Origin of the sequence: Corynebacterium sp. 13CS0277, from assembly GCF_002994655.1 — a bacterium.
In the GTDB taxonomy this organism is placed as follows: domain Bacteria; phylum Actinomycetota; class Actinomycetes; order Mycobacteriales; family Mycobacteriaceae; genus Corynebacterium.
The window spans coordinates 65,624-85,197 of record NZ_PPDL01000005.1 but is presented as its reverse complement, the minus strand read 5'-3'; the positions used below and the strand labels follow the sequence as shown (position 1 = coordinate 85,197).

The following is a 19,574-nucleotide window of genomic DNA, read 5'->3' as shown; positions in this document are numbered from 1 at the left end:
CCGAGCACCAGGGCCTGGGGGAGCAGGTCTTCACCCGCCGCATCATGGGCCTGGAGACCGAATACGGCATCACCTGCACCTCCCAGGGGTCCCGGCGGCTGAGCCCCGACGATGCGGCCCGCTACCTGTTCCGCCCCGTGGTGGAGCAGTACCAGGCATCCAACGTGTTCACCCGCAACTCCTCCCGCCTCTACCTCGATGTGGGCTCCCACCCGGAGGTCGCCACCCCGGAGTGCGACTCGGTGCGGCAGCTGCTCACCTACGACCTGGCCGGCGACCGGATCCTCGACGAGCTGCGCGCGGAGGCGGAAGCCCGCCTTAGCGCCGAAGGCATTGGCGGGGAGATCACCCTGCTGAAAAACAACGTGGATTCCTTGGGTAACTCCTACGGCTGCCACGAGAACTACCTTGTGGGCCGGGACGTCATCCTCAAGCACTTGAGCATGAAGCTCATCCCGTTCCTCATCACCCGCCAGTTGGTGTGTGGCGCGGGCAAGATTTACCGCCCGCACCCGGCGAGCCCCTCCCAGCACTATGGTCTTGGGTTCTGCCTGTCGCAGCGCGCGGATCATGTGTGGGATGCGGTGAGTTCGGCGACGACGCGTTCCCGGCCGATGATCAACACCCGGGACGAGCCGCACGCCGACTCCCACCGCTTCCGCCGCCTGCACGTCATCACCGGGGATTCGAACATCGCGCAGCCGACCACGTGGCTGAAGCTCGCCTCCACGCTGCTCGTGCTGGAGATGCTGGAGGCTGGCACCCCGGGCCTGGAGTTTGAGTTGGCGGACCCGCAGACCGCGATCCGGGACATCGCCCGCGATATCACCGGCAGGCACGGAATCCAGCTGGCCGACGGCGGGTCGACCTGCGCCCTGGAGGTGCAGCGCACGTTCCTCGCCGCGGCGAAGGACTACTACGCCACCCGCACCCCGGATGAGGACCTGGCCTACGGTCTCGCGCTGTGGGAGAAGACCCTCGACGCGATCGACGACCGCGCCCTCGAGCGGGTCGCCCGGGAGATCGACTGGGTGGCCAAGTATCAGCTGCTGCAGCGCTACCAGGACACCCAGGGCCTGGCGCTGGATGATCCGAAGCTGCTCCGCCTCGACCTGGCGTACCACGATATTCACCCCACTCGGGGTGTGGGCCGCATCCTGCAGCGCAAGGGCCTGCTGGAGGTCCTCGTCGGCGAGGAGGAGATCGCGGCCGCAGTCGACCGCGCGCCGACGACCACCCGGGCGCACCTGCGCGGGCAGTTCCTGCACGCCATCTACGGGCGGGATATCCCCGCCGCCGTGGACTGGGTGCGCTGCTCGATTTCGCGCCCGGAGCCGAGGTCCGTGGAGCTGCTCGACCCCTTCGTCACCGAAGACGAGCAGTTGGCCGCCCTGGTGGAGTTCATCACCTCCCAGGCGACCTCCGCCGAGGACTAACCGCACGCGGGTGCCGTGGTCCGGGGCGTGGGGGAGTCCCCGCGCCCCGCACGACATCACGCGGTGACTTCCCCGGTCACCCTCCCTCCGTGTCTTTTCTTCCTGCCTCCCGCCCCGGCGGCCACCTGGCTTCGGGGCGGGGTGGCCCGTTGTCGCACTGAAAGCCCCTTTTGCCTGTGACTAAGCCCAACATTGTTCTTGAACGGCTGACCAACCTCACCTTCGCGCTGCGGCAGGCGCACGAGTGGAAGCGCTGGCGCTCCCCGGAGTGGATCCGCACCCACGTCGCCGGCTACGGCCACCTCACTCCAGAGAGTTTCGACTCGCAGTTTCGGCGGGACCGGCGGATGCTCGCCCAGGTCGGTGTGCCCATCGACTCCACCCTTGACCCGGAGACCCGCACCAAGGTCTACCGGCTCAAAGTGGAGGACTACGACCTCTCCGACGAGGTGGCGGTGCAGTTCACCCAGGAGGAAGCGGCGGTGCTGGCGGTCGCCAACACCCTGGGGCTGTCCCGCCAGTTGGGCGCGTTCGCGTCCTCCGGGTGGACGAAAATCGCGGCTGCGGGCGTGCGCCGCACCCCGGTGACCCAGCCTGCGGCACTGGCGTTGGGCGACCTCACACGCGTGTCGCCGAAGGTGGTGGATGCGGTGGCGAAGGCGATTGCCCAGCAGGCGGCCATCTCCTTCGACTACGCCCGCCACCCGGGCGCCCCGGTGGAGCAGCGCCACATGGACCCGTGGGCGCTGGTGCCGCTGCGGCAGCGGATCTACCTGGTGGGCTGGGACCTGCAGCGCGAAGGACCGCGCTGTTTCCGCATCAACCGGGTGCGGAACCTGTCTGCGGGCGCGGCCGGCAGTGTCACCCACCCCTTGCCGGAGGGCACCACGCCGGCCGCCGTTGCCTTGGAGGCGCTGATGTCGATGCGCAGCGTCATCGACATCCAGGTCGCCGGCCCTGCGGCCGCCGTCGCCGAATGCGCAGTGGACGCAGGCACCCGGGCGCACCTGGTGGTCGAAGCAGAGGCCACGACCACCGCCGGCCACGTCACCCGGGTGTTCCCCGCAGTCGACCGGGCCGCCGCCGTGGCGGCGTTGGCTGCTGCCGCGCCACTGGTGCTGCTCCAGGGGGCACAGCCTGCGTCGGCGGCACAGGACTCTCGCGCCGTCGGCGCGGTTGCTGACACGGCCGCCGCGGTCTTCCAGCCGGACGCCGCACTCACCGCCGAGGTGCGGTCCGCTGTCGACGCCCGCCTCGCGGCGGCAGGGCAGGCGGCCGCCGCCACCCTGGACGGCGCCATGCCCACATTCGCCGCCCCGCAGGCCGTGGAAGAAGCCCCCCGCGCCGAGCGCAGCGCCGAACGGCTCGCGGACGTGGTGCGGATGCTCAGCCTCATCCCGTACTTCCACACCCACCCGGGCAGCTCCGTCATGGAGGCCGCCAGCGACCTGGGGCGCACGCCGCAGGAAATCATGGACGACCTCAACCGGCTCTGGTGCTGCGGGATGCCCGGCATGGGGCCCGGCGACTTGGTCGACATGGAGCACACCTACCACAAGGTCACCGTCACGGACCCGCAGGGGATGACCAGCCCGCTGCGACTGACCCGCATGGAGGCCGCGGTGCTGCTGCTCGTGCTGGAAACCATCGAGTCCATGCCGGAACTCGGCGATGCGGCCGTCGTCGCCACCGCAGCTGACAAACTCCGCGCCATCGTGCCGCACTCCCAAGCGGTGGCCAACATCATGGCCGAAGACTTCGCCGACACCGTCGACCCCGCCATCACCGCCACCCTGCGGGGCGCCCTCGAGAACCATCTCGTCGTCGAAATCGACTACGTCGACGCGGACGCGCACGCCACCCGCCGGCGCATCCACCCCTGGCGGCTGTTCGCCGTCGGCGCCCACTCGTACGTGAAATGCTTCGACGCCACCACCGACGCCGAACGCACCTTCCGACTCGACCGCATCACTCGCGCAGAGGCCACAGCAGAGACGTTCACCCCGCCCACCGCACCCCCCGTCGTGGACAGCGCCGATCCTTTCGGCTTCCGAGCCCACGGCACCGAGGTGCACGTGCTGCTCCGGGCGGACCACGCCTGGCTGGCCGACCGCATGCCCCTAGCACTGCTTGACGGCCAGGTCACCGCCCCGCCCGCAGACCTGGACGCCCAAAGCTCCTGGGTTGCGGCGTCGATGAGCATCGTCGACGAGGACTGGTTCACCGAATGCCTCCTCGCGCAGGGCGACGCGATGGTACTCCTGCCGGAGCTGCTGCCCACCGCCGCCGAGGATGCCGCGACGCCCACTGCAGCAGCCCGGGCGCAGGCAGCGCGGGCCTTGGCGCGCCGGGTGGCTACCCGTGTCGCCGAGCGCAGTGCCCGCGGCCAGGCCGCCTACGCCACCAGCGTGGTGCGGCCGGGGTCCTGATCCGCGCGCGGGCGCCACAGCAACCCCCAGTCATCCTGTGGCAAAGTCTGATGGTCCGATGGTCTGATGTTTGTCTGATGTTTCTTCACCCCGTGTGGGGGTGGGGCGAGTAGACTAAACACCCGTACCCCACCGCGAGGACTCGTGCGGGGCGTGCCCGCCGGGGCATCCCCGCCCACAGCACCGCGATCACCAGGCCGATGCCGCGCCTTCTACGACCGAAAGGTTTTCCTCATGCTCAATATGGGTGTCCCCGAGCTTCTGATCATCGCCGCGATCATCATCCTGCTGTTCGGTTCCCGCCGACTGCCGGAAGCCGCCCGTTCCCTGGGCCGCTCGATGCGCATCTTCAAGTCCGAGGTCAAGGAAATGAGCAAGGACGACGAGGCGCAGGCCACGCAGCAGGCGATCACCCAGCAGCCCGTGCAGGCGCAGCCGGTGACCCCGCCGCAGCCGGTCGTGCAGCCCACCCAGCAGCAGCCGCAGCAGCCCAGCGCCTAACACACCGCACGTAGACAACCCCACGCGCGCGCCGCACCCTCACCCCCCTGTGGGCCGCAGGTGGCGGGGCGCGGTGGGGTGACGTGTGTCCTGTTTGCCCGGCTTTGATCGACCCCACTGTGAGCACTGCACCATGACCAGCGATACGGCGCGCCGCGGGCGCGGCCTGACGGCACTGCGGCCCCGCCGCGCCAACCCCCGCCCCAGTGACGGCAGCATGTCCCTCGTGGAGCACATCCAGGAGCTGCGCCGCCGCATCATCATCAGCCTGCTCGTGCTGTTCGCCGGCACCATCGTCGGCTACATCTGGTACCAGCGGTCCGTGCTGGGGATCCCCACCCTCGGCGACCTGCTGCGCGGGCCGTACTGTGACCTGCCGCCGGACAAGCGCGTGCAAGTCACCGCCAGTGGGGAGTGTCGCCTGCTGGCGACGTCCCCGTTTGAGATGTTCATGCTGCGCCTCAAGGTGGGTGCGCTGGCCGGGTCGGTGCTCACCGCCCCGTTGTGGCTGGGGCAGATCTGGGGGTTTATTAATCCCGGCCTGTTGAAGAACGAACGCCGCTGGACGCTGGGGTTCCTCACCATCGCCACCACCTTGTTTGTCATGGGTGCGGTGCTGGCGTACTTCGTCGTCAGTGTGGGCCTCGAGTTCCTCATGACCATTGGTGACAACACCTCCGTCGCGGCGCTCAATGGTGAGGCGTATTTCCACTTCCTGTTCACCCTGCTGTTGCTGTTTGGCGTGAGTTTCGAGGTGCCGCTCATCATCGGCACCCTTAACATCATCGGGGTGCTCAGCTACGAGTCGATTAAGAGCAAGCGGCGGCTCATCATCGTCAGCCTGTTCGTGTTCGCGGCGTTTATGACCCCGGGCCAGGATCCGTTTTCGATGGTGTGCCTGGCGCTGGCATTGACGGTGCTGGTGGAGTTGTCGCTGCAGTTCTGCCGCTACAACGATCGGCGCCGCCAGCGGGAGCGCCCCGACTGGTTGGACTTGGATGACGATGAGGCTTCCGGCCCGATTGCCCCGGCGGGTGGTGTGGGTGCCGCCGGCGGGATCGATGCCCCCGCCCCGGTGGGGCCGGTGGACCCGGTGCGTCCCTCCCAGCGTCCGACGCCGGGTGGGGTGAGTCGGGTGGATTCCCGCCTGCCGAACATGCAGGGCGCGCAGGAGCGCGGCAACCTCGCTGAGCGTCTGGGCAGCGACTTCGACGACGTGCTCTAAGCGAACGTTCCCGCGCCGATCTGATCCAGTGACGTCGGGGCCACGCGGTGCCCGCCGCGGCCCGTAGGTAGTGCCCGCCGAACTGCACAGGTGATGTGTGTGCGCCCCCGCGCAGCGTGCTGTTCTGCTGTGCGGGGGCGCAGGTGTCTCCATGGTGCGGGCGTGTGGGTCGCCGGTGGTTGCTGTGGTGCTGCGATCCTGGCCCACCCTGTAGGTTGGACACCATGACTGAGCAGCACTCGCACCCGCGTGACCCCGACACCGCCGCCCCGCTCGCCGCCCCACCGGCGGATGCTGTTCCTGCGGCGGCGCAGAGCGTCGTGGACGCGTTCGCGGCGACGTTGCCGTACCGACTCGACGGCTTCCAGGAGCGTGCCTGCGGGCTCGTCGCCCAAGGGTTGGGGGTGCTCGTGTGCGCGCCGACGGGCGCCGGCAAGACCGTGGTGGGGGAGTTTGCTGTCCACCGTGCGGTGGAGGAGGGCACGAAGTGTTTCTACACCACCCCGATTAAGGCGCTGTCGAACCAGAAGTACCACGACCTGTGCGCCACCTACGGTGAGGACCGGGTGGGTTTGCTCACCGGCGATGTGTCCGTCAATGGCGACGCGGACGTCGTCGTGATGACCACTGAGGTGCTGCGCAACATGATTTACGCCGGGAGCCCCGCGCTGGGGCGCCTGCGCTATGTCGTCATGGACGAGATTCACTTCCTCGCCGACAAGGATCGGGGTGCGGTGTGGGAGGAAGTGATCCTCAACGTTGCCGACGATGTGGCCGTCATCGGTTTGTCGGCGACGGTGAGTAACTCGGAGGAGTTCGGCCAGTGGCTGTCGACGGTGCGGGGCCACACGGAGGTGGTGGTCACCGATCATCGCCCCATCCCCTTGGAGCAGTGGATGGTCGTCGGCCGCCGCCTCTACCCCCTGTTTGCGCAGCGCACCGCTGAGGAGCCGTTGCGTCGGGCGGGGGAGGGTGGGCGCCCACTGACGGCACCTTTGAGCATTGACGAGATGGCCCAGCAGGCGCGCGCACAGCACACTGCCGCTGCTGCGGCGCAGGCCTCGGCTGGCGACACCCCGCAAGATCAGGCCCGCAGCCTGGATCCGGCGTTGGTCTCGGCGGTCGCGCGCGCGGAACGCACGCTCGAGAATTCTCCCCGGGCAGCCGGCCCGCGGGGCCGGGGTGCGGGCGCGCTGAGCCGCCCCGACATGCTGGAGATGCTGCAGCAGGAGAAGATGCTGCCCGTCATCGACTTCATTTTCTCCCGCGCCGGCTGCGATAAGGCGGTGTCTCAGTGCGCCCGCTCCCGGCTCACGCTGACCACCGGCGCAGAAGCCGAGGAGATTGCCCGGATTGTTGACGCCGGGGTGGCCACCATCCCGGAGGAAGATCTGAAGATCCTCGGGTTCCGGCAGTGGCGGTCGACGCTCATGCGGGGTTTCGCCGCCCACCACGCGGGCATGCTGCCCGCCTTCCGTCACATCGTCGAAGAGCTCTTCGTCAAGGGGCTGCTCAAGGCGGTCTTCGCGACGGAAACGCTGGCGTTGGGTATTAACATGCCGGCCCGCACCGTGTTCATCGAACGGTTGGTGAAGTTCAACGGCGATGGCTTCGCCGATCTCACCCCCGGCCAGTACACACAGTTGACGGGGCGGGCCGGGCGACGCGGCATCGACACAATCGGCAACGCGGTCGTCGCCTGGGAGCCCGGGGTGGAGCCGGATACCGTGGCCGCACTGGCGAGTACTCGCATGTACCCGCTGGTGTCCACGTTCGTGCCGGGCTACAACATGACCATCAACCTGCTGGCCACCATGGGGTACGCGCAGGGCCGCAGTGTCATCGAGCGCTCCTTCGCCCAGTTCCAGCTCGACCGGGATGTGGTGGCCGACGCCCGCCGCGAGGACGCACTCGCGCGGAAAATCGCCGCCGAGCGGGCTGTCCTCGACGAGGAGCTGCGCGGCTACGACCTCAGCTGGGCGAGGGACGAGGACACCGCGGTAGCCTCCATCCTCGAGTACGTGGAGCTGCGTGCGGAGCTGTCTGCCCGGGAGAAAGACGACAAGCGGGGGGCCGTCGCCGAGCGGCGTAAAGAAATCGATGCGGTGCTGCGCCGGGCGCGCCTCGGCGACATTGTGGCGCTGCCGGGGAAGAAGTCCCCGATTCTGGCCTGCGTGGTGGAGCAATCCTTCGGCGGGCAGCCCGCCGTGACGATCGTGACGGAGCAGGGGTGGATGGGCCGCGTCCACGCCGACGAGCTCGCCCTGCCGCCCATCACCCTGGGCACCATGTACGTGCCCTCGAAGGGCCGCGGCCGCGGCAGCCGATTCTCCGCCGGGGCGGTCGCCCAGGCGCTGCGCAAGGAAATCCACCAGCAGCGCATCGAGCGGCCCAAGCGTTTGAAGAACACCGTGCGGGTCCGCCCCTCGAAGAAGGCGACGGCGCTCAAAGAGCAGTTGCGCGCCCACCCGGCGCACCACTGGCCGCCCGTCGATCGCATCGCCCGGCGCGCCCAGAACCTCGGTGCCTTGCAGCGCAAACTCCGTGACGTGCAGGAGCAGATGGATTCCTCCCAGAATTCCCTGGGCCGTACCTTCGACAAGATCATCGACCTGCTGCGCCACCTGGGTTACCTGGCGCCCGCCGGGAGCCCCACAGCGGTGGGTGCTGGCGCGCGCGGGGAGTTCGTCGACGCGGCTGCCCCGGAGGATGCGAATCTGGCGGAGTTGGTGCCGACGGAGGAGGGGATGCGTTTGGCGCGGATCCACAACTCCCACGATTTGCTCATCGCCGAGCTGTTGCGGCGCGGGATTTTCGACGATTTGGATCCTGCGGAGCTTGCGGCGGCGGTATCGCAGTGCACCTACGAGGCGCGCAAGGAGGGCGGACATACCTCCCTGGAGGCGCAGGCCGCGACGGAGGCGCTGGCGGAGGCGTTCCGGCGCACCCTGTCGGTGTGGGAGGAGCTCGTGTGGGAGGAAAACCACCGGGGGCTGGCACCGACCGGCCGGCCCGATGCGGGCTTCGCGTTGGCGATCCATCAGTGGACGGCCGGCGCGCCCCTGGGTTATTGCTTGGCGGCCGCGAATCAGCAGGGTGCGCAGTTGACTCCGGGTGATTTTGTGCGGCAGTGCCGGCAGGTGGTGGATGCTCTCGACCAGGTAGCCGACACAGGCTATTCGGATCATGTCGTCCGGGCCGCCCGCCAGGCGCGGGAGGCGATCCGCCGCGGCGTGGTTGCCCTCGGCACCTAAGCAACCCACCCCCTGTGGGTGCCCCTCGGCGCTGGGGTGCGCCGGGGGTGTGGTGTGCGCGGTAGGGTGGGGCGCTATGAGTGAATCTTTGTCGCCTGCACCTAGTCCAGCCCCGGATGCCGGAATCCCGGCGGAGATGTGTGTCGAGCGGATGGGACGTGCCACCGCACTGGCCCGCGAGCTGGGCGCCCGGGGTGTGGTGGTGCCCTCGGGCATGCTGCTGCAGTACTTCACGGGCATGACGATTGATTCCCACGAGCGTTTGAGCTGCCTGGTGCTCGGCGGGGAGCGCCCGGTGCTGCTCACCCCGGCGGTGGATACCCCGCAGGTGGATGCGGCGCTCGGGGTGGAGCAGCGCTCCTGGGCGGATGGGTCGAGCCCGTACGCCATCGTCGCCGACGTCCTCGGTGGCGGGGCGGGCCCGGTGGTGGTGGGGCAGGACCTCACCGCCAACCACGTGCTGCGGCTGCAGGCCCTTGTCGGCGCGGAGATGCTGCTGGCGGAGGAGGCGCTCGCGCCGCTGCTGCAGATCAAGGACCCGGCCGAGGTGGCCGCCCTCGCGGACGCCGGTGCGGCCATTGACCGGGTGCACGCCGCCGTCCCGGCGCTGCTGCAGCCCGGCCGCACGGAGGCCGAGGTGGCGGCCCAGCTGCGGGAGCTCATCCTCGCTGAGCATGCCCGCGTCGACTTCATCATTGTCGGCTCCGGTGAAAATGGGGCGCGCCCCCACCACGACTATTCGGACCGGGTGCTGGCCCCGGGCGACATGGTGGTCGTCGACATCGGCGGCACCATGCCGAGCGGCTACTGTTCGGACTGCACCCGCACCTACGTGGTCCCTGGCGGCGCGACTCACCCGCGCCTGGCCGAGGCGTATGAGGTGCTGCGCGCGGCACAGCAGGCGGCACTCGACGCGGTGCGGCCCGGGGTGCCGGTGGCGCGCGTGGATGCTGCGGCCCGCGACCTCATTACTGCCGCGGGCTTCGGGGCGGAGTTCTTCCACCGCACCGGCCACGGCATTGGGTTGTCCACCCACGAGGAGCCCTCCATTGCGGGCGATAATGAGCAGCTGTTGGCCCCGGGGATGGTGTTTTCCGTGGAGCCGGGGATTTATCTGGACGGTCTCGGTGGTGCCCGCATTGAGGACATTGTCGTCGTCACCGACACGGGTGTCCGCCGCCTGAACTCCCGGCCCCGCACGCTCGACGGCCGTGCCGAGGCGCCCGCCAGCAACCCGACCGCAGCCGACTAAGGGGGGCGACCAGAGTGAAGCTCTCCTTGGCGAGGCCTGTGTCCGTCCTCCGGCGGCGTGTATCCCGCGCGCACTCCACGACCGTGGCGGGGGCGCTACCCGGGCCGGGTAGCGTGGTGCTCCTCGGCGCCACCAGTGACATCGGCTCCGCACTCATCACCCGCCTGTGCCCAGGGCGGGAAGTCTTCCTCGCCGCCCGCAGGCCCACGGCCACGGCAGCCTGCGCCGAGGCCTGCCGCGCGGCAGGGGCAACGCGCGTCCACACCCTCGCCTTTGAGGCCACCGACCCCGCCAGCATCGACGCCGTCCTCGACGCCGCCTTCGCCCAGGGGCCCGTCGCCTGCGTCATCCCCGCCTTCGGCATCCTCGGCGACCACGCGGCCGCCGAGGCCGACCCGGCGCACGCGCGGCAGATCCTCAACGTGGATTTCACCGCCCAGGTCACCTGCCTGCTCAGCGCGGCGCGCCGGGCGCTTGTCCAATCCACCCCGGTGGTGCTCGTGGCGTTTTCCTCCATCGCAGGCTTCCGGGCCCGGCGGGCCAACTACATTTATGGCTCCACGAAAGCGGGCCTCGATGCTTTCGCCCAGGGGCTGGCCGACCGGCTGCACGGCACGAAAGTCTCGGTGGTGGTCGCGCGCCCCGGGTTCGTCATCGGTTCCATGACGGAAGGGATGACTCCCGCCCCGCTGAGCTCCACCCCGGAGCAGGTCGCCGCCGCACTCGCACCCCACATGGCCCGCGGCCGCAGCGCCACCGTGTGGATCCCGGGCCGCCTGCGGCTGCTCGCGGCCGTCATGGCGTGCGTCCCGCGGCCCCTGTGGCGGCACACGCCCCGCTAGGTGGAGGTCCGCGCCCGCAGTCCCTGTCCACGCCCGCTGCTGGGGTCTGCCGGGCACGCGGGGCGGGGGGCGCGGGGGACTATACTTTTTGCCTATGGCACCAGCAGCCCCGACACCGGAATCGTCCCCGGCCCCCACGACCGCCCGCCACAGTGCGGGCGAGTTGCTTCTTGACGTCATCGGCCTGCCCGCGGGTGGTTTTTCCGAGCTCGGCTCCAGCGCCCAGGCGCTCATCCGCGACGCGGACGTCATCATGGGCTCGACCCGCCAGCTCCAGCTCATCCCGGAGGAGATCACCGCCCGGCGGGTGCCGTACCCCCGGCCGCTGCTGCCGCATCTGCACGAGGCGATCGAGGCACTGCGGGGACTGACGGTGGTGGTGTTGGGCTCCGGGGATCCGATGTTCCATGGCATTGGGACGACCCTGGTGCGCGAGTTTGGCCAGCGCTGCGTGCGGGTGTGGCCGACGGCCTCCTCGGCGTCGCTGGCGTGCGCCCGGCTCGGCTGGGCGCTCAACACCACCGCCGTGTTTTCCCTCGTCACGCAGCCGGTGGCATCGCTCATCCCCGCCATCGAGCAGGGGCAGCCTTTCGTCGTGCTGGGGCGGGATGCCCACACCCCGGCCGAAGTGTTCAGCCTCCTCGAGGGCATGGGCTTTGGTGACAGCAGCGTGTGGATCCTGTCGGACTTGGGCTCGCCCGCGGAAACCATTGTGCGGGGCACCGCCGCCCACCCCCCGGAGGCGACCAGCCCACTGGCGGTCATCGCGGTCGCGCCCCGCGGCGCGTACCGGAGTGTGCTGCCGGGGCTGGAGGATGCGGCCTACGACCACGATGGGCAGCTGACGAAGCAGGATATTCGCGCCTGGACGGTGTGCGCTCTCGCCGCGCACCCGGGCACCCGCCTGTGGGACATCGGTGGCGGCTCCGGGTCCATTGCGATTGAGACGCTGCGGGCCGTACCGCAGGCGACCGCCACCTGCTTTGAGCAGGACCCCACCCGGGCGGGGAGGATCCGGCACAATGCCGCCCGGCTGGGTACCCCGCGGCTTCACGTCGCGGGCGCCGCACCTGAGGCCTTCGCTGAGGAGGCCACCCGCGGCGGGCGCCCCACCGCCGTGTTCATCGGTGGGGGGCTGACCGCCGAGGGCGTGTTCGACGGCGCGTGGGAGTACCTCGAGCCTGGGGGGCTGCTCGTTGCCAACGCGGTCACCCTGGAATCGGAGCAGCACCTGCGGACCCTGCGGTGGGCGTATGGTGGCGAGTTGCGGCGCATAGAGATTGCCCGGGAGCACGCCGTAGGCTCGTTTAGTACCCTGCGGCCCGCGCTCCCGGTCACCCAGTGGCGGGTGCGAAAGCCCGCCGACTAGCCCGCCCCCATCACCCCACCCCCGGGCACCCGCGCCCGACACAGGGGAGTACGTGGTGGCGCAGTGCACGTGCTGCGCTGTGTGTCGTTGTGTGTTCCCGGCGCACAGGCGTCAGAGACGACCCCGCCGAGTGTCCCCCACGTGCAGCTCGGGGTGGGTGCGGGTATACAAGCAAAGTCCTGTGAAGTGGAGGAGAACCCCCATGACGGTGTTTTTCATTGGTGCCGGGCCCGGCGCCGCCGACCTGATGACGGTGCGCGCCACCCGGATCCTGGCCCAGGCCCCGGTGTGCCTGTACGCCGGCAGCATTGTCAGCGAGGAGGTCCTCGCACTGTGCCCTGAGGGCGCGCAGGTGGTGAACACGGCGCGGATGCCGCTCGATGAGATTGTGCGCATCATGGTCGCCGCGGATGCCGCGGGCCAGGATGTGGCGCGCCTGCAGTCCGGCGACCCGTCGGTGTACTCCGCGCTCGCGGAGCAAGCCCGGCGGCTCACCGCCGCGGGCGTGGCCTACGAGATCGTCCCCGGGGTGCCCTCCTTCGCGGCGGCGGCCGCGGTGTTGGGCCACGAGCTGACGGTGCCGACGGTCGCCCAGTCGGTGATCCTCACCCGCGTCGATGGGCGCGCGTCGGCCATGCCGCCGAAGGAGGATCTGGCGACACTGTCGGCCTCCGGGACGGCAACGCTGTGCATCCACTTGGCGGCCCACGATATTCACCGCGTGACAAAGGAGCTGGCGGCTAGCTATGGGGCGAGCTGCCCGGCGGCGGTCGTGGCGTACGCCTCCCGCCCGGAGGAAGTGATCCTGCGGGGCACGCTGGCGGACCTGGCGGAGAAAACCGTGGCTGCCGGGGTGGTGCGCACCGCCATCATCATCGTCGGTCCCGCGTTGGGTGCCGAGGGGTTCCCGGATAGTTTCCTCTACTCCGACGATCGGCCCCGCGACGAGCACGGGAGGACGATTCCGTGCGCGCACTAATTCTCGGCGGGACGAAGGAAGCCCGCGAGGTCGCGGCCCTGCTCGTGGGGGCGGGTTGGCGGGTGACGTCCTCGCTGGCGGGGAGGGTGAAAAACCCAGCACTGCCCGTAGGTGAGGTCCGTATCGGTGGTTTCGGCGGGCCGGCGGGGCTGGCGCGTTTCCTCATCGACGAGGCCATTGAGGTCGTCATCGACGCCACGCACCCGTTTGCCGAAAGGATCAGTATCTCCGCCGCGGAGGCGGCCCGCGCGGTCGGCGTGCCGCTCGTGGCGTTGCACCGCCCGCCGTGGGAGCCGCAGGCGGGGGACAAGTGGCGCAGTGTGCCGGACATGGCGAGCGCCGCGCAGATCGCCGCCCGGGACTACCACCACATTTTCTTAACCATCGGCCGGCAGCAGCTCGCCCCGTTCCACAAGGACCCCCACAACCTCTACGTCATTCGCTGCGTCGACCCGCCCCAGGTGCCGCTGCCGCCGCGGCACCGGCTGATTCTGTCCCGCGGGCCGTTTAGCGTCGAGGACGAAAAGCGGCTGATGATCGGCAACCAGATCGATTGCCTGGTGACGAAAAACTCGGGTGGGCCGATGACGCAGCCGAAGTTGGATGCGGCCCGCGCCCTCGGGATCGATGTGCTCATGATTGCCCGCCCGCAGCTGCCGGGCGGGAAACGCATCCACGTCGTCCACACGGCGGCCGAGGCTTTCGCCCTCGCGGAGCAGCTCTAAGGCACCTGTCTGCACAGACGACAACACCCCAGGGGTGTCCCTGCATTGCATGTGGGGGACACCCCTGGGGTGGATGTGGCACCTGGGCGGGGCCTGTGCGCCCCGGGTGCTGGTGGTGTTAGCGGACGCCGACTGCGTTGAACAGGAAGGAACGGATCGGGCCGAGCAGCATGCCGAGGATCTCCAGGGCGGCGATGACGCCGAGCACCTTGAGGATGGTCTTGCCGACCTCGTTGGAGCCGTTGTACCACTCCTGCAGGCTGTTGAGGCCCACGGTGCCGGACAGCTGCTCGAAGTCGGCGGGGTCCTTCTTCGTGGTGTTCTTCGCGGGCTTCTTCTTGCCCTTACCGGCTTTGTCCTTGTCGGAGCTCAGGCCGGAGAACATCTTCTCCGGCGAGGACCCCTCGGCCCCCTTCTGGCCCTTCTTCTCGGAGCTCATGTCGCTGAGCTTGTCCAGGGAGGAGCCCTGGTTGGCCGGCGGCGTGGCCGCGCCCGCAGGGGCGACGGTGCCGAAGGAAAGGGAACAAGCAACGAGGCCGGCGCACAGCACCTGAGCCTTGGGGAAACGCTTCACTGCGTCGGGTCAACTCCTTGAATCTGCCCTGCCCCGGACACCACCACCTCCCAGCGCTCGTGGCAGAGCATCCAGGGGATGTGTCGTGTGTGGGGACGTGATGTGTAGAGAGGTGGAACTCGGATGCGAGTTCTTCCACACACCGGGGGTGAAATGGACGGTCTTTTGTTTTCACTCTGCCGTGGCCGCGGTGTGGCGTGACAACGCACGCCGAGAAGGCCCGCGGACGAAGGCGCAGTGGTTCCGTGGTTCACAGGGTAGCAACCGGGGCTTTTCAGCCCCAAGGTCGCGGCCCCGGATGCGGGAATCATCACACCCGCGCGCGTCGTGCTGTGGGGCGCGGCGGCTAGTCCACGGGGCCGACGGGGGTGCCGGCGGTGTGGTTGGGCCCGTAGGTGCGGCTGGTGTAGACGCGCGGGCCCTGCGGGGTGTCGAACACGGTCGTCGTCGACGCGCCGATGATCACCATCGTGCGCATATCGACCACTGTGGGATCAAACGCGCCCAGCGTGCACACCGTTACGTTTTCCTGCTCACTGCCCACGGCGCGGGCCACGATGACGGGGGTGTCGGGGGACTGGTACTCGAGCACGATGTCTTTGAGCCATGCGACCTGGTCGCGGCGCTCCTTCGAGGCCGGGTTGTAGCAGGCAAAAGCCATGTCCGCGCCCGCGAGCGCCCGGATGCGGCGCTCCACGACCTCCCAGGGCTTGAGCCGGTTCGACAGGCTGATCATGCCGAAGTCGTGCCCGAGCGGGGCGCCCACCCGGGAGGCCACCGCCTGGGCGGCAGTCATGCCCGGCACCACCCGGACGGGAATGTCGGCCATGCCGTTGCGGTCGGCTTCCTCCAGCACGGCGGCCGCCATGGCGAACACGCCGGGATCCCCGCTGGAGACCACGGCGACGCGGCGGCCGCGGGCCGCCAGGTCGAGCGCCATGAGCGCGCGCTGGGCCTCAACTTTGTTGTCGCTGGGGTGGCGGCGCTGCCCGGGGCGCAGGGGCACCCGGTTGACGTAGGTGGTGTAGCCGATGATGTCGGTGGCCTGCGCAAGCTCGGCGGTGACTTCCGGGGTGGTCCAACGGGCCGCGCCCGGCCCCAGGCCGAGCACGACGACCTCGCCGCCGGCAGGATCGTCCACCACCGCGCCCGCGGTGTGGGTGGTGTGGGTGGTGTCGGTGCTGACGTGGGTGTCGATGGCGCGGTAGCCCTCGGCGGCGCGGGTGGCCGCCGTCGGGGACGGCACCACCACGACGGAGAAGTACGGCACCTGCTCCGGGTCGACCTGGGTGATGGGGGTGGCGTTTTCCCCGTCCATGCCGATGCGCTCCACGAGGACGGCGCGCTCCGTCATGCCGGCGGCCGCCAGCGCCCGCAGCACGCGGGGGAAGGTACGCCCCAGCTTCATGATGACGGCCGAATCCGTGGCCGACAACGCCTGCACGAGTGCGGACTCCTCCATGGTGCCCGCCAGGATGGTCAGCACATCATCGTCTTCGGCGAGCGGCAGCTGCGCCACATCGGCGGCCGCCGTCATCGCGGAAATCCCCGGGATGATGCGCGCCTCCGTAGCCAGGTCACACAACGCCCGGTGGAGGTGCTGGTAGGAGGAGTACAGCATGGGGTCGCCGAGGGCAAGGATGACGACGGTACGGCCCGCCGCCAGATGCGCCCCCAGGCGGGCCGTGGCCTCGGCATAGAAGTCCGCCAGCGCCCCCGCATAGCCGCCCGGGTGCGCCGTCGAACCCGTGGTGACGGGGTACTCGAGGAACTCCTCGATGACCGTCTCAGGCAGGTAGGGCGCGGCCGCCGCCCGCGCACTGGAGCGCCCACCGGGCTTCGCGTGATACGCCACCACGTCCGCCGCGGCGAGCGCCTTCGTGGCCGCCACGGTCAACAACTCCGGGTCGCCGGGGCCCACACCCACCCCAATGACCCGGCCAGCGGGCTGCTGCGCGGCCACCACGGCCGGCGCGGGGGAGGGGGCAGAGGATTCAGGGGACTTCGTCATGACGACACTTCCACAGTTCAAAGACAACAACAGGCAACAAACGGGCGCGCAGGATGGGCAGACGCGCGCACGGGACTGGGGTGCGCGGGCGGTTTAGGACCCCGGCATGATCTCGTGCTCGGTGGCCAAGGCATTGAGCGCGGCACAGGTGATCGCGGACCCACCGCGGCGACCGTGCACCGTCACGAACTCCACACCCAGATCAGCCGCCACGTCGCTCAGCGCCGCTTTGCTCTCCGCGGCACCAACGAACCCGACGGGAATCCCGACAATCGCCGCCGGGCGGGGAAACTCCGGATCCTCCGCCAGCCGGTTGAGCAGATGAAACAGCGCCGTCGGCGCATTACCAATAGCCACCACAGCGCCCGCCAGCTTGTGACCCCACAACTCCACCGCAGCCGCCGAACGGGTCGTGCCCAACTCGCGCGCCAACTCCGGAGTACGGGGATCACCGAGCAGGCACACCACCTCATTGTCGGCGGGCAGGCGTTTCCGCGTCACCCCGGAGGCCACCATGTTCACATCCGTGAAAATCGGGGCCCCGGCGCGCAGCGCACCCCGGGCGGCAGCCACCAACCCCGCAGAAAACTCAATGTCGTCTGCCAGGTCCGTCTGGCCGGCGGCGTGGATCATGCGGACCGCCACCTGCGCCTGCTCCGGGGTCCACCGGGACAGATCGGATTCTGCGCGAATCATCGCAAACGACTGGCGGTAAATCTCCGCCCCGTCGGTGATGTAGTCATACATGCCCATAACACTAGCCCGGCGGGCCGACACCGTCAGCCGCGCGGGGTCGACCTCCGCGCACCCGGCGCACAGGCACGCAAGAAAAAACACCCGGGCGGGCCGCGCCGGCACACACCTGCGCCGCGCCGCACCCGCCCGGGCGCCACACACACGTGCGGGCACCACACATGCCCGCACGATTTTCTCTTGTGCCGCCACACACAGCGGCACACACTTCCTCCAGGGATTCCACAACCTGGCAAAAGCGGCGAAGAAGAGAAGACTGTGAACAACCAGCCAGCGCACAGCGCAGCGCCCACAGGGCTTCGCATGTGCTGCACGGCTCGTTGTGTATAGCTTTACCCGCATCCCACCCGGCGCGCACCCGCACCGGGGGTAACTGGGGGTTAGGGGCGCAGCTGAGTGGTGTACTCGCCCTCGCCCTCGGCGAGGAATTCCACGTGGGCGCGACCCGGGTGCCCGCAGCGGCGCGCACACCCGGAGAAGTGCACCAACAGATCCCCGTCCGCAGGCGCTTCGCGGCCAGCCTCAGCGAACACCTCCTCCGTGCTCGTGGCCATGAGCGCCGGGTCCGCCATGAGCTGCCACGCATCGCGGCGCACGTCCGTGGCCGACTTCTCACAGCCCGGCAAACCCGTACACGCCGTGACCCGCACCTGCGGGGAATCCTGGTGGAACACAAACCCCGCAGGGGCCAGCACCTTGACCACCGCGTCGGCTTCCGCCTCGTGCAGCCCGTGAATCGTGATCGACGGCCACGCCGTCACCGTCGTGGGATACCCCACCGCCCCCAACAGGCGCGCCTGCGCGGCGGTCACCCGCCCAAAGGGCACACCGACGCCGAGGGACACCCGGCGCGCCGGGTCGCCGCCGAAGGTGGCGGGGTCGTCAATGTCGGCGGCTTGCGGGCTGGTGATGTCCTCGTCGCCCGCGCCGTGGGGGGCGTCGATTTCGAACCAGCCGATGGGGCGGGTGTGGGTGTCGGCGGGGGTGGGGATCTCTTGGGCGTCGATTCCGAGGTGGGCGAGGAGTTCGGCGGGAGCGGTGTCACGTTCCCGCACGCGCCAGTTGTCCCCGCGGATCTCCGCCCAGGCGGCGGCGAGCGCCACCACAGCACCCAGCCCGGTGGCCAGGGTGTGTCCGGCGTCGAAGAGGCGACCGCCGATGATGAGGTAGGCGTGGTCGTTCTGCCGGGCGGGGTGGCCTGCGTGCTGCGGGTGCCGCTGGAGGCCGAAGTCGGGGCGGAAGCGGGACACCCGGCCCGCGCCCTCGTCGAGGGCGAACAGGGTGCGGCCGGACAAGCCTGCGGTGCCGGGTTCGGCGCGCAGCGCAGCGTCGAGGGTTTTCGCCCAGGCGCCCCACTCGGGCAGGAGGGGTTCGGTGATGATGTTGCGCATTTTGTCGTGGGCGCGGCTCGGAATCCAGCCCAGCTGGTCCAGGTGGGCGCTCAAGCCCTCCTGGTCGGCGACGCCGCGCATCTGCACGTTGCCGCGGGTGGTCAGGTGGATGTCGCCGTCGCCGAATTCGGCGGAGATGGCGGCGAGCTGGTCCCACTCGGCGGCGGTAATGAAGCCGCCGGGGAAGCGCACGCGGCCGATGTAGCCGTCGGTGGCCTGGTGCATGCGGATCGCGCCGGGGCAGCCGTCGCCGCGGCTGCGGTCGCCGAGCACCATGCAGGTCGCGAGATCGCCGGTACCGGCGCCTGTGGTGACGTCGCCGTCGATGCCACCTGCCAGGTTAGGCTTGGATGCCTGTTGACCTGGTGTTTTTTGTGTCTCTCGAGCGTTCATGCCCCACACCCTACGCCGCAGGCACCCACCCTGGCGGGTGGACGGTGGTGGGGATACCCCGGTGGGTGTCGGCCCAGATGCGCCCGGTTTGCGCCCTGGCCTTGCCCGATTGTGCCCGGGCAAAAAAGTTCCGGGCATCTTCTATGAGAAACCCCACGACGCCCAGGGGAGTAGCTCACAGCCCCGAGGCTGCCCACCGGGCCGGGTGCGGCTGCGGGAGACGGTGTGGTGGCGCGCCCCGGGCGTGGGGGAGCATGGCGCCGCAGGGCCCGGGGCGCGGCGGGGGTAGTCGCGGGGGAGTGGAGTGTGACGTCACGGCCGGGCGATTCGGGTGAGCAGGTAAGGTTGTCCCCACATGCATGGCGGCTGCGGCGAACCAGGATCCGTGAACCCGGTGAAAATCCGGGGCGGTCGCGCCACTGTCACGCCCAATCTTTTGC

The 19,574-nt window shown here is 69.7% G+C and carries 14 protein-coding genes; 10 read left to right on the top strand and 4 right to left on the bottom strand.

The window, feature by feature from the left end; translation table 11 throughout:
- Positions 1–44: 44 nt before the first annotated feature.
- From pafA to C1Y63_RS02990, 10 genes are all read left to right on the top strand, one after another.
- Positions 45–1,436 carry a Pup--protein ligase gene (gene pafA / locus C1Y63_RS03035; protein WP_106015042.1) on the top strand — a complete coding sequence of 464 codons (1,392 nt, stop codon included), beginning with the start codon at positions 45–47 and terminating at the stop codon, positions 1,434–1,436.
- A 176-nt stretch (positions 1,437–1,612) separates the two neighbouring features.
- The gene (locus C1Y63_RS03030; RefSeq protein ID WP_106014986.1) at positions 1,613–3,865 is read left to right on the top strand and encodes a YafY family protein; all 2,253 of its coding nucleotides are present in this window, start codon (positions 1,613–1,615) and stop codon (positions 3,863–3,865) included.
- Between the two features lie 234 nt (positions 3,866–4,099).
- Positions 4,100–4,366, top strand: a complete 267-nt coding sequence (gene tatA, locus C1Y63_RS03025; RefSeq protein ID WP_106014985.1) for a Sec-independent protein translocase subunit TatA — start codon at positions 4,100–4,102, stop codon at positions 4,364–4,366.
- Positions 4,367–4,499: 133 nt separating this feature from the next.
- On the top strand, positions 4,500–5,591 hold the full coding sequence (gene tatC, locus C1Y63_RS03020; RefSeq protein WP_369831009.1) for a twin-arginine translocase subunit TatC: 1,092 nt from the start codon (positions 4,500–4,502) through the stop codon (positions 5,589–5,591).
- Between the two features lie 224 nt (positions 5,592–5,815).
- A complete protein-coding gene (locus C1Y63_RS03015; RefSeq protein ID WP_106014984.1) occupies positions 5,816–8,845 on the top strand; it encodes an RNA helicase in 3,030 nt (1,009 codons plus the stop codon).
- Positions 8,846–8,921: 76 nt separating this feature from the next.
- The gene (locus C1Y63_RS03010) at positions 8,922–10,097 is read left to right on the top strand and encodes a Xaa-Pro peptidase family protein (protein WP_106014983.1); all 1,176 of its coding nucleotides are present in this window, start codon (positions 8,922–8,924) and stop codon (positions 10,095–10,097) included.
- 83 nt (positions 10,098–10,180) lie between these two features.
- The gene (locus C1Y63_RS03005; protein ID WP_106015040.1) at positions 10,181–10,939 is read left to right on the top strand and encodes an SDR family NAD(P)-dependent oxidoreductase; all 759 of its coding nucleotides are present in this window, start codon (positions 10,181–10,183) and stop codon (positions 10,937–10,939) included.
- Between the two features lie 94 nt (positions 10,940–11,033).
- Positions 11,034–12,308, top strand: a complete 1,275-nt coding sequence (gene cbiE / locus C1Y63_RS03000) for a precorrin-6y C5,15-methyltransferase (decarboxylating) subunit CbiE (RefSeq protein WP_106014982.1) — start codon at positions 11,034–11,036, stop codon at positions 12,306–12,308.
- A 202-nt stretch (positions 12,309–12,510) separates the two neighbouring features.
- Entirely contained in the window at positions 12,511–13,287 is a 777-nt protein-coding gene (gene cobM / locus C1Y63_RS02995; RefSeq protein ID WP_106014981.1) for a precorrin-4 C(11)-methyltransferase, read from the top strand.
- Positions 13,275–14,012, top strand: coding sequence for a cobalt-precorrin-6A reductase (locus C1Y63_RS02990; protein ID WP_106014980.1), 738 nt, complete (start codon positions 13,275–13,277; stop codon positions 14,010–14,012). Before cobM ends, C1Y63_RS02990 begins: the two co-directional genes overlap by 13 nt.
- Positions 14,013–14,130: 118 nt before the next feature.
- Here the strand turns inward: C1Y63_RS02990 and C1Y63_RS02985 are convergent, their stop codons facing one another.
- The 4 genes from C1Y63_RS02985 to C1Y63_RS02970 form a co-directional block, all read right to left on the bottom strand.
- Entirely contained in the window at positions 14,131–14,586 is a 456-nt protein-coding gene (locus C1Y63_RS02985) for a hypothetical protein (RefSeq protein WP_106014979.1), read from the bottom strand.
- Positions 14,587–14,932: 346 nt separating this feature from the next.
- Positions 14,933–16,597 carry a precorrin-3B C(17)-methyltransferase gene (gene cobJ, locus C1Y63_RS02980; protein ID WP_106014978.1) on the bottom strand — a complete coding sequence of 555 codons (1,665 nt, stop codon included), beginning with the start codon at positions 16,595–16,597 and terminating at the stop codon, positions 14,933–14,935.
- A gap of 93 nt (positions 16,598–16,690) precedes the next feature.
- A complete protein-coding gene (locus tag C1Y63_RS02975) occupies positions 16,691–17,344 on the bottom strand; it encodes a precorrin-8X methylmutase (RefSeq protein WP_106015039.1) in 654 nt (217 codons plus the stop codon).
- A gap of 386 nt (positions 17,345–17,730) precedes the next feature.
- Positions 17,731–19,134 carry a precorrin-3B synthase gene (locus C1Y63_RS02970; protein ID WP_233195548.1) on the bottom strand — a complete coding sequence of 468 codons (1,404 nt, stop codon included), beginning with the start codon at positions 19,132–19,134 and terminating at the stop codon, positions 17,731–17,733.
- Between the last annotated feature and the right edge of the window lie 440 nt (positions 19,135–19,574).